Raw genomic sequence first — 9,097 nt, forward strand, 5'->3', positions numbered from 1 at the left:
ACTCCTACATCCGCTGGTATAACGAAAAGCGTATCAAGATTTCCCTCGGTTCACTTAGTCCCATGGAATACCGTGAGAGCCTAGGACTTATAGCATAAACCAGTCCAAGTTTTACGCTGCACCCCCACTTTGCTGGATAATTTGCATCTAATATTGACCCACGTTTAGCACACAATCCTACTTATCTTGATGAGTAGGGGACAGGAGTGATTGACGTGGCATTACTAGGTATTATTCGACGCTGGCACATTCGTGACCAGATTCCATTACGGGAGATTGCCAGACGACTGGGCATCTCTCGCAACACTGTCCGGCGCTATCTGCGCTCTGAAGTCATAGAGCCAGCATACGCGGATCGACAAACAAAAAGTGCCATCGATAAATATGCGTTACAGCTATCAAGCTGGCTTAAAACCGAAGCTAGCAAGAATCGTAAGCAGCGACGAAGCTTAAAACAGCTTCATCTGGATCTGAAAGAATTGGGATTTGAAGGGTCGTATGACCGGGTGGCCGCCTTCGCCAGGAAGTGGAAGGTGGATCAAACTGACAGGGTCAATTCAGCTAGCAAACGCACATTCGGCTTATATGAACCTTTCTCCCAGTTCGTTCCGGCAACGCTTTGCTTGCTTACCTGACTTCCCTGGCGCCATTCGGTTGCCAACCGGAGGGGCGAAGTATGCTCATCCGCAGTACAAGGCAACTGAGGTGATTGAGTGGGTTATGAAGTATCAAGAGAAGAAGCGCAGGAATTGAGTAGTTTGATTTGAGAAAGATCGACGTTACATAGCGTTCCTTAGTGAGGTTGCGTTTTACTTAATCAGAGTTTCTTTAACTGTCTTGTAGGCGTGATAGCTATTGAGAAGCTTCGAATATACAAAAAAGCAGGCAAATTTGATGAAATAACTTGTTTTAAAAAAATAAATTGACTAAAAATTAATTTAATGGCAAATTTAGATGCCATTTAAACCATGGTAATGTAATTATTTTATTAATCTTAATTTGGATGGGGCTTTAGATGAAATCATCGTCAGTAAAAAAACTTACACTCAACAAGACAGTAATTCGCTCTTTGACACCGGATGAAACCGAGCATATCGCTGGTGGAATGGAATATGGCAAGGATCCCACACCTACAGGCGGAATGGCTTGTTTGACTATTAATATTTCTTTGGCAATTTGCGGACCGATCGGGGATACCATTACGCGAACTAATACCGGTGGAACAGGAGATGCGGGCTGTACTACCGGCGGCGGAGAAACTTCGGCGTGCGGTGGTTGATATAGCGGTATAAGTAGTCACTATTATTTGCCTGGGAGTCATTGCTAGAAACTAGGTCCCTTTAGAAAATGCCTTGACTCTCACTATTGCGCGACAATTACTTTACCGTACAGTGCTTGGTTGCAGGTGTGAATGTAATTGAACATATATATATATATTTGAATACGCCATAAGATATTGGTATGACAATTAACCTTAAGCTGCAAATGCTATCTTGGAAAAAAGTTGCGACCACTAAATTTCAAAAAAATCTTGTATTGTCAGGATTCTTTTTTGGGACATTAATTTTTTTGTTAGGCATGTTAGAAAGTTACGCAATTATCCATTTTTTACCTCCCTCATTGCTGGGGAAATTAGCATCTGCTAAATATTTCAACAGCAAGCCAAGCGTGTTATCAATCATACTTTTTGCGATCTGCCTTGTTCCTATTTTTGAAACTTTTTTAGCTCAACAATTCGTAATTGAATTATCCAAAAAACTCGGAGCTACCCCTTTTTTCTGCGGCGTATTTAGCGCATCTGTATTTGGGCTCGGACATTACATCAACGGCGGCTTGGCGCATGGTATAACCGCGTTACTATCGGGACTCCTATTGGCATATGTATACCTGCTTTACAGGGAGCAAGGAATTGGACAAAGTTTCATTGTCACTGCGTTCGCGCATGCGATCAACAACACCTGGGTTGTAATAATGAGTTCATACATTGAATTTTGAGACTCGAATTGTTTTACTGTGGAACGTCACTCGAAAAGGGCGATGTAATTTTTTTTTCGATGCCTACTAGCCCAAACCTGACACCTCAATTAGTCCATGCTTGTGTTCAGCGCCGGTAATTCAATCGGTGTGAACTTTTTCTTTATACAACGCTATATTCCTATTTGCTCCCTAATTTATGACAAGTATGACGAAAAATAAAAGTTTTGTTCATGACGGATATGTAGTGCTTCGCCGGCCATTGTTGCCAATTGAAACGTCAGAAAGAATACGGTTACTGACCAATCAGGAATCGCAAATAACTTCGACAAATTTATTCAAAACGATTTTAAATAATTCGACCATTGCAAGTGCCATTCAGCTTGTCAATCCTGAGCTTTATGATCGACTTAAGGTTGAAGTGGATGCAAAAGTAGTTGATGAGTTATTGCCAGTGCTAATGCGCTATGTCATAAGAATGTCCACAAGAGCAACGCCACTCGGGGCTTTTGCATCAGTGGGTATAGGTGGAATTGGCATACATAAAATAAACAATTTTCTTGACGAGATTGAGTGCATACTCGAAATCGATTGTGGCGCACTTGTTAAAATAAAAGATAAATTTGAAAAATCTATTGTTCTAGACGAGCAGATGCTAATCAGAATTAACCCTGCACATTATGAACTTGGGGAATCCATTCGTTTTTTAGAAAGAAATCTCAAAGGGGAACAATATGATTTTAACTTGGCGAAAATATCGACTAATGAATATTTGCATCAAGTTACAAATTACCTGAAAGTACCCAGGCGGGTTAAAGATGTGTTGTCAGTTTTAATTTCATATGATCAAGAGATTTCACCAGTCGAAGGAATGGAGTATCTGCAGGAGCTAGTTAATAGCCAATTATTCGAAATTATCACAGACGTACAATTGGTCGGTGGAAATACGTTAGCAAGATATCTCGCTCAAGTTCGAAAATCAGTGGGTCCTTCTGCTAACGCAAATAGAGATTTAGAAGTCTTGAAAAGTGTGGCTCCCTTTCTTGGAGATAGACAACCAGTTAGCCTTGAGGTTGCAATTAAAAATACGGATCTCATAGAAACGGCGTTTAAAGAACGTAATTTAAAAATAAGAAAAGGAAGATCAGTTCATGTTGATACATTTTTGAAATGTAGGGATTTTATTTTTCCAGAGGTGCTGTTGAATGACATATTTAATGCGATCGAAAAATTACACAAACTATTTCCAAAAAAAGAAAATGAATCTATTGCCAAATTTTCTGAATTGTTTGAAAAGCGTTTTGGTGAAAATTTCGTACCGCTTGGTATTGCATTAGATTCGGAAAGTGGAATTCCATTTGGGTATTCTGCTCCAATAAATCAGTGGAGTCGAAAATTAGCTATTAAGCCTAAACAAAAAATTGATCAAAAAGCGATCGCTTCCATTCCTTGGAAGTTATTAAAATATAATTTCATATCTGAGCGGAGAGAGATTGATATTTGCGAGTTAGATATACCGGACATCCCAGGTGCATGCCCTTTACCAAGTTCATTTTCTGCAAATGTTAGTATTTTTGATTTTCAGGAAGACGGAAATAACACAAAGATTTTATTAAATAACGTTGCAGGTGCAGGCTGTGGAAATATTATTGCGAGATTCGGCGCTCGTCACGAAGCTATAGGTGCTGCCCTAAAGGACTCAATTGACCGCGAAGAAAAATCTAATTCGGAAGTTATTTTCGCAGAAATCATACACACACCAGGCCCAAGAGTAATGAACGTGCTTGCAAGGCCATCAATTCGAAAATATGAGATTGTCCTTTCAGGAGTTGCAAGCGTTGAAGACGACTATCAAATTCTAATTAATGATCTTTATGTTGGTTGTATGCAAGGTCGTGTTGTGCTTTGGTCGAAACGACTTGGTAAGGAGGTCATACCATGCTTGACAAGTGCACATAATTTTTCTGGATTAGGCAATCTCGCTATTTATCAATTTTTATGTGCCTTAAGAAATCAAGCAACTAGTACACCCAATTTTTTCTGGCCGTCGCAACTCAATGATTTACCGAAGTTACCGCGTGTGAATTGCGGTCCAATAATTGTTGCATTGGCAAAGTGGCGATTACAAAAGCAATCAATCGATGTTCTTGTAAAAAATATTGACGTTGGAAATTGGGTGGAGGTTAAAAAATATTTTTTAGAAATCGAACTCCCACAGTTTTTTTCGCTTGAAGAGAATGACAATGTACTTGAAGTTAATCAAGAATGCTATTTTTCACTGGGAATGTTCGCAGACGCAATTCGCAATTTAAATCGAGTCAGCTTAATCGAAGCACCAGCTAGAATCGGGCGACCAATATATGCCTTGGGGGATGAAAAATGGCATTCAGAAATAATAATTCCAATTCATGTCACAGATAATTTTTCTGCTTTTCCATTTCATTTGATTCGAAAAAAAGCTCTGGAAAGTATAGAGGATTCGGCTAAAAGTGCGAGCATTTTAGAATCCGGTGACAGCTGGCATTATTTTAAAATATACGGTGGTGAACAGGCGTTGGAGTCATTATTAACTCAGCAAATCGCACCTATGATTTACAAGATGGAACTGGAAGAACGAATCAAAAAATGGCATTTCTTGAGATTTACTGATTCAGGGTTTCATCTCAGGATCAGACTGTTTGGAAAACCAAAACTACTAGCATTATGTGCATTAGAGTTATCTGAGAAACTTTTTATTCCAAAACACAGATCGTACGAGATAAGTGCAGTAAATACTGAACTTTACTTACCGGAATACAGCCGTTATGGTGGAATAAAAGTAATCCCGTTTGTCGAGACTCTTTTCCATATTGATAGTCTATTTAGTGTGGAAATTTTGCGGATTTCCAACGAATCAAAAAATACAGATATCGCGTGGAAAGGTGCGCTAAGCGGTATTTTCCAATATTTGGAAGTATTTTTTGAGTTCAAAGAAAGTATAATATTTTCAACCGCTCAACGAGACGCGTTTCGCCAAGAAATGGACATTGGTAAATTCCAATTTGATCGATTGGGTGAACAATATAGAGAGCATCGCGAATACGTTGAGAATATTTTGACTAAAAAAAGCTATGCACCTACTGAATTGCTTAATGCGTTAAACGTCAGAAGCAACTTGCTTACGTCATTTCTTGAATCAATTGAAAGACGACCCGATCACGATGTTATTCGCTCTAGGATCAATAGTTCGCTCGCAAGCGTCGTGCACATGCTGCTAAACCGACTGTTCACAAGTTCGTCCCGCCCACAAGAATTTGTAATTTGGGAGTACATAGTTAGAGCTTTCCGATCAATTGAGGCCAGACAACAGCAATGATAAATTATGATCCTATCCCCCAGTTGCATTCGTTAGACGACGTTTTATCAAAAATAGATCGTTATCTTCGAGACGCAATTCAACTTAAATCTGCAAATATTAGCCTTGCATCAGGTCTGTCTGGAGTTGCTTTTTTTTATTCAGCTTTGTCCATGAGACCAAACTTTGAAAGTGCGGACCAATATTTGCAACTGCTTATTGACCAAATATATACAAACGTAAGCGAAATAGAATTTGTTGATTTCAGGTTTTTCTCTGGTCTTCCAGGAATCGCTTTTTCAATGGAAATACTAGCGCATCTGCAAAATCCAGAGAACGTTGAAAATTGCAGCATTAATGATGATATTGATGATGTAATTTTCAATGCAGTTAAACACACATCTAAAATTGAGCATTTTGATTTAATTTCAGGGCTTGTAGGCATCGGAGTATATGCGCTTGGCAGAACAAATCGAGTTGCCAGAGAGCGAATTTTTAATTTGGTTTTCGATTCTTTAATGAAGGTTTCCATCAAGACAGAGTTCGGATTATGCTGGCGAACAGAACCTAAGTACCAAGGTTATGAGAGTAGAAATTTGAATCCTCCAAAGGGCAACTTCAATTTGGGATTGGCGCATGGTGTTCCAGGCGTAATAGCTCTCTTCGCCAGAGCGATTTTAAATGGTTTTCAAAGTTCCCAATTGAAAGATTCTCTTTCTGATACTACTAATTGGCTGTTGGCGAATGAACGTTTTGGTACGGAGAGTTCGTTTAGTGTCCTTTCCGGTGTCACCTATGACGCCAGGTCCGCATGGTGCTATGGCGATCCAGGCGTGTCAATTGCAGTGATTCTTTCAGGAATAGCTTTGCAAAACGATGGAATTATTGACCGCGGTCTAGCCATTGGACTTAGAGCCGCTAAGAGACTAGGTCCCTCCGCCGGTGTAAACGATCATGGAATATGTCATGGTTCGTCTGGACTTGTACTTATATTTGATCAGTTATACCGAATTTCTGGCGACGAGCAATTCCGATTTGCTGCTGATGTTTGGCGACAAAGAATTATGAATGCAGCAGTCAGTCGTCTTGATATAAATAATTTCGCTACCTATTTAGGAGATGGTACAACAAGTCATCAAATTGGTATGTTGACCGGAATTTCAGGAATAGGTTTAACTCTTCTTTCCAACCCTGATGAGAAAATTGCAGATTGGTTTAATTGCTTATTAATATCTTGAACGAACGAGCCAATTCGTTATTAGTGGAAATTTTCAAGCTAGTTGTTGCCTTAGAGTTGCGCTTATGCTGCTTTTTTCAGCTCCCTATAATCCTACTTTTATTGAGGACTTCCTTGACGCTTTTCTCTGGGGTCAAGTGCACGACGGTAACTGGCAGCCAGTTGCTCGTGGTGCCGCTCCAGCGCCGTATAGACTTTGCCTTGCCGCTTCATAGACTTTCGTGCGTCTGCCCAAAAGCGTTTCGTTGTAATCTGCATGCAGTTGTGATGGGATCACGAATTGCGTTGGGATGAACTACCGATCTGTAGTTGAATATCGAAATCACACCCGTAAAACCCCCGCTGTTGCGTAAAAGCCTCGCGGAATATAGGGTTTTGATTCCGGCCTCGGGCACCAACCACAGCATACGCAATTCATCATAAAACCCCGCAAAGTCAACGAAATCAAGACTCTACGGGGTTTTTTGTTGGTTTGACGAATACGCAATTTATCGCATTAAATCACTATTTATGCTGTCAGACGTATAGTCTAAGCACTTTATTAGGAAGACAACCAAAACCTGTTAATCGATGATGTAACGTTTCGTGACTCTCGCCATGAAGCAACAACGCATCTTGCTAAAAAAGTAAATGTGCTTGATCTGGCTAGAATGGTTGGGCATAAAGATTTATGCATGCTTCAAATTTATTACAATGAATCGGCAGAGGAAATTGCAATTAAATTGAATTAAAAATTTTACATCAATGTATCACTAGCTAAATGTTAGTCAGATAAACTTAACGATCTCATTTCATGAAAAATATTTTCTCACTAACTGTACTTTTCTTTATTTCCACCCTTGTTATTGCTCAAACTAAACCTGAACCTCTAGTAAAAACAAGTGTGTTTATTGACGGCGTATTGTCAAATTTAAAAATTAAGTGCTCTGAATTGCCAGAAGCAATAAAGCAATTGGAAAAAGAAGGAAAGTTGGTGGCAGCTGAAGGCGTTAGAGATGGAATGTACACAATGTGTGAATGTACACCTAAAAAATTGGAAACGGTAAGGGCAAAATTGTCAGTAATTGAACTTGACACAAAAATTTCTGAATCCAAGTTTGGAACAAGCATTGCTAATCCAATTGTTGAACAGTGTGGATCCGATCAATTAAAGAGAACATATTCGGAAGGATGTTCAACTCGATACTTTGCAAAGAATAAAAAAAATCCCGAGAAATACTGTTCTTGTATGCATAGGGGCTTAGAGCAAATGTCCAACTCCGAGATCATGAAAGGTTCTAACGATGGAATCGAGTATGCAGCAAAAGCAAGCGAAGCCAAGAAGAATGGAATGCCAGCGCCGGTTAAGCCAGCTTCATTTCAAAAATTTTTTGATTTGGACGCATCATGCTCGACGGCACAATGATCAGTGCTAACTCAGGCGACCAGATCCCATTACGGGAGACCGCCAGACGACTGGAAATCTCTCGCAACACAGTTCGGCGTTATGTGCGCTCTGAAGTCACAAAGTCGGTCTATGCGAAACGACAAACAACCAGTGCGATAGACAAATATTCCTTGCAGCTTTCGAGTTGGTTTAAAACTGAAGCGGGTAAAAATCGGAAACAACGACGCAGCTTGAAACAGCTTCATCTGGATCTGAGAGAACTGGGATTCGAAGGGTCGCCTGACCGGGGGGCAGCCTTCGCCAGGAAGTGGAAGGTGGACCAAACTGACAGGGTCAATTCAGCTAGCAAACGCACAAGTAAGTGGTATAAATTAGTTGCCGGACAGTTTTGGCTTAGGTGGATCTGGCCAGCTTTCTGGCGCCTGCATTTGTGGATTAAAATCTTCGGCGCCAAGTTCGGGCAAATCTTCAATGGGCAGTCCAATTGTACTGGCGATCGCAAAATTATCACTGTCGTGGATTTTCTTATAGAAAATACCTACTAATTCATCGTCAACTGAAAGATTTAGGGTGCTTGCTATAACTTCTTTTACTGAATGTTCATTGAAGTTATTTTTGCTCAAATTATCTAATATTTTTTTAATTAAAGTGGCTTCGGATAGACGTTGTTTTTCATCGGTTGGCGTGGTCATCGTTCGGTAATCCCCCCGGAAATTAATCGCATTTAAAAGTAGAATTTTCTTAATAGAGATTTTGAGGAAGTTTTACATGAAGACATCGAGATTCAGCGATAGCCAGATTATCGCCATATTGAAACAGGCAGAAGCAGGCTCCCCAGTGCCGGAACTATGCAGGGAGCATGGCATCAGTGGGGCCACATTCTATAAGTGGAGGTCCAAGTTTGGCGGTATGGATGCTTCCCTGATGGCCAGAATGAAGGAACTGGAAGACGAGAACCGCAGGCTCAAAAAGATGTATGCCGAAGAGAAGCTCAAGGCGGAGATCATCGCGGAGGCCATGCAAAAAAAGTGGTAAAGCCATCTCAGCGGCGCGAGATGGCGCGATGGGCGGTTCAACAACATGCTGCCAGCATACGTATAGCCTGCGCGGCCTTTGCCGTCAGCCAGGTCTGCTATCGGTACGAAGCCAGGCTGTCCTCAGAAAA

The 9,097-nt window shown here is 40.5% G+C and carries 8 protein-coding genes and 2 pseudogenes; 9 read left to right on the forward strand and 1 reads right to left on the reverse strand.

Features of this window, described 5'->3' with window-relative positions:
• The 8 genes and pseudogenes from ACO0LH_RS28125 to ACO0LH_RS28160 all read left to right on the forward strand — a co-directional run.
• On the forward strand, positions 1 to 98 hold a 98-nt coding region (locus ACO0LH_RS28125), incomplete at its 5' end, for an IS3 family transposase (RefSeq protein WP_422944477.1).
• 108 nt (positions 99 to 206) lie between these two features.
• Positions 207 to 578: pseudogene (locus ACO0LH_RS28130) on the forward strand (helix-turn-helix domain-containing protein); the annotation flags it as partial.
• A 437-nt stretch (positions 579 to 1,015) separates the two neighbouring features.
• Positions 1,016 to 1,279 (forward strand): class I lanthipeptide, encoded by a 264-nt coding sequence (locus ACO0LH_RS28135; protein ID WP_422944471.1) that lies wholly within the window; start codon positions 1,016 to 1,018, stop codon positions 1,277 to 1,279.
• A gap of 182 nt (positions 1,280 to 1,461) precedes the next feature.
• Positions 1,462 to 1,995, forward strand: a complete 534-nt coding sequence (locus ACO0LH_RS28140) for a hypothetical protein (protein WP_422944472.1) — start codon at positions 1,462 to 1,464, stop codon at positions 1,993 to 1,995.
• 187 nt (positions 1,996 to 2,182) lie between these two features.
• A complete protein-coding gene (locus tag ACO0LH_RS28145; RefSeq protein WP_422944473.1) occupies positions 2,183 to 5,329 on the forward strand; it encodes a lantibiotic dehydratase in 3,147 nt (1,048 codons plus the stop codon).
• Positions 5,326 to 6,546: a lanthionine synthetase C family protein gene (locus ACO0LH_RS28150; RefSeq protein WP_422944474.1), complete on the forward strand. Its 1,221-nt coding sequence runs from the start codon at positions 5,326 to 5,328 to the stop codon at positions 6,544 to 6,546. The genes ACO0LH_RS28145 and ACO0LH_RS28150 overlap by 4 nt, the downstream gene beginning before the upstream one ends.
• A 565-nt stretch (positions 6,547 to 7,111) precedes the next feature.
• Positions 7,112 to 7,276: a hypothetical protein gene (locus tag ACO0LH_RS28155; RefSeq protein WP_422944478.1), complete on the forward strand. Its 165-nt coding sequence runs from the start codon at positions 7,112 to 7,114 to the stop codon at positions 7,274 to 7,276.
• A 62-nt stretch (positions 7,277 to 7,338) separates the two neighbouring features.
• Positions 7,339 to 7,950: a hypothetical protein gene (locus ACO0LH_RS28160; RefSeq protein ID WP_422944475.1), complete on the forward strand. Its 612-nt coding sequence runs from the start codon at positions 7,339 to 7,341 to the stop codon at positions 7,948 to 7,950.
• A gap of 353 nt (positions 7,951 to 8,303) precedes the next feature.
• Here ACO0LH_RS28160 and ACO0LH_RS28165 read toward each other — a convergent pair whose 3' ends face one another.
• The gene (locus ACO0LH_RS28165) at positions 8,304 to 8,624 is read right to left on the reverse strand and encodes a hypothetical protein (RefSeq protein ID WP_422944476.1); all 321 of its coding nucleotides are present in this window, start codon (positions 8,622 to 8,624) and stop codon (positions 8,304 to 8,306) included.
• Between the two features lie 76 nt (positions 8,625 to 8,700).
• On the opposite strand from ACO0LH_RS28165, the pseudogene ACO0LH_RS28170 reads away from it, so the two are divergent.
• Positions 8,701 to 9,097 (forward strand): annotated as a pseudogene (locus tag ACO0LH_RS28170) (transposase); the annotation flags it as partial.

Source organism: Undibacterium sp. TJN19, from assembly GCF_049339485.1.
Taxonomy (GTDB): Bacteria; Pseudomonadota; Gammaproteobacteria; order Burkholderiales; family Burkholderiaceae_D; genus Undibacterium.

Excerpts from the sequence above, each read along its gene's own strand:
- ACO0LH_RS28135 (WP_422944471.1), top strand. The coding sequence starts at position 1,016 with ATGAAATCATCGTCAGTAAAAAAACTTACACTCAACAAGACAGTAATT.
- ACO0LH_RS28140 (WP_422944472.1), top strand. The coding sequence starts at position 1,462 with ATGACAATTAACCTTAAGCTGCAAATGCTATCTTGGAAAAAAGTTGCG.
- ACO0LH_RS28145 (WP_422944473.1), top strand. The coding sequence starts at position 2,183 with ATGACGAAAAATAAAAGTTTTGTTCATGACGGATATGTAGTGCTTCGC.
- ACO0LH_RS28150 (WP_422944474.1), top strand. The coding sequence starts at position 5,326 with ATGATAAATTATGATCCTATCCCCCAGTTGCATTCGTTAGACGACGTT.
- ACO0LH_RS28160 (WP_422944475.1), top strand. The coding sequence starts at position 7,339 with ATGAAAAATATTTTCTCACTAACTGTACTTTTCTTTATTTCCACCCTT.
- ACO0LH_RS28165 (WP_422944476.1), bottom strand. The coding sequence starts at position 8,624 with ATGACCACGCCAACCGATGAAAAACAACGTCTATCCGAAGCCACTTTA.